1 protein-coding gene is annotated in these 1,583 nt (G+C 62.8%); it reads right to left on the bottom strand.

Features of this window, described 5'->3' with window-relative positions; all coding sequences use genetic code 11:
* Positions 1–384 precede the first annotated feature (384 nt).
* Positions 385–1,479, bottom strand: a complete 1,095-nt coding sequence (locus tag BM321_RS16325) for a DUF1615 domain-containing protein (RefSeq protein WP_092443303.1) — start codon at positions 1,477–1,479, stop codon at positions 385–387.
* Between the last annotated feature and the right edge of the window lie 104 nt (positions 1,480–1,583).

Here is a 1,583-nt window from a genome sequence, read left to right as displayed (position 1 = left end):
AAACCGCGTCGCTGAAGGCGGTGCCGATCGCCTGCTGGAACGCCGCGTCGCCGAAGGTGGCTCCGATCGCCTGATCGAAAACCGCGTCGCTGAAGATGGCTCTGATCGCCTGCTGGAACGTCGTGTTGCCGAAGGTGGCGCCGATCGTCTGATCGAAAACCGCGCATGAGTTGCTTGACCGCAATGCCTGGAAATATCGCAAGTCATGTGCAACACACCCCGTGGCGAGGGAGCTTGCTCCCGCTCGGGCGCGCAGCGGCCGCAACCTTCACGCAGCCGCTGCGCAGTTCACCCGACACACCGTTGCCGAACACTCCCAAACCAAGCCCATCACAATAAAAGCCCGGCCTCATCCGCCGGGCTTTTTCATGCCTCAACGCCTGGCTAGCGCCCCGCCGCCCGCGCCATGCAGCGCTGATAACGCTCATCCACCCGCTTGGCAAACCACGCCGTGGTCAGCTTGCGCGTGATTTTCGGGCTCTTGAGCACGATCCCCGGCAATACCGCCCGCGGCAACGGCTTGCCCTCGGCCCGCTCAGCCAGTTCGAACACACGCTTGTAGAGCTTGCTGTCCTCGAACGCCAGGCTGTCGCCCTGCTCCAATTGATCGCGAATGGTCGGGTTGCGCATTCCCAACGACTTGCCCAGCGTGCGTACCGCCAGCTCCGTGCTGCCCGGCATGATTGAATCATGGGCAACCAGATCGCCATCCAGCGCCAGGGAAATGCCTGACGCGACACTCACCGCATGCTGGAAAGCCGCGTTGCGACTGGCGTACCAGCCGGCATTGAAATCGGCGAAACGATACAACGGCTCGGTATAGTTCACCGGATAGCCCAGCAAATGCGCGATACCGAAATACATCCCGCCACGGCGACTGAACACTTCGCGACGAATCGAGCCATCCACCGGGTAGGGATAATCCCGCGCGTGGGCCTGGGCAAACGCGATACTGACCTGCATCGGCCCACCCGTGTGCACCGGATTGAAACCGCCGAACAGGGTCTTGCCCAGCGGCACCATGCCGATGAAATCATCGAAAATCCCGCTCAGCTCTTTCTCGCTACGGGCCGCGTCGAGCCGATCGCTGTAGCTTTTGCCATTGGGCGAACGCACCTGGAGCGCGCCGCTGACCAACAGCTCCGGAATGTGCACCTTCGCCGCACGGCGGTTGATCTCCTGACGCGCGATCTTGCCCAGCCCCGGCACCGGCGGGTCGGCCTGGAACGTCGACTCCTGCTCGGTCACCGCCAGGACCGCGCAGATATTCTGCGTCGTGGACGGAATCTGCTGGGCCGCAAAGGCCACGTAAATGTCAGTCGCCCAACCTTCACGATCCGCCGTCTTGGCCGGCAACAACTGCACGATCTGCTTCTTGACCTCCGCGGGCGGGCGCTCGGGCTCCTGCAGCTGACGGCTGCCGCAACCGGCCAGGGCCAGCAACGCCGCGAGGCTGATCATCAATAGGTTGAATTGCATGGTGCTCCATCGGGTTCGTTATTCCGGAGCAACCATACGATCAAAAGTGGATGCGGGCCATGCCCAATGTGGGAGCGAGCTCGCTCGCGATGACGGCGGCACAG

It is taken from the genome of Pseudomonas sp. NFIX10 (assembly GCF_900111955.1).
GTDB classification, from domain to species: Bacteria; Pseudomonadota; Gammaproteobacteria; order Pseudomonadales; family Pseudomonadaceae; genus Aquipseudomonas; species Aquipseudomonas fluorescens_AA.
Note: the sequence above shows the minus strand (reverse complement) of the source record. Positions and strands in the feature narration are given on the sequence as shown.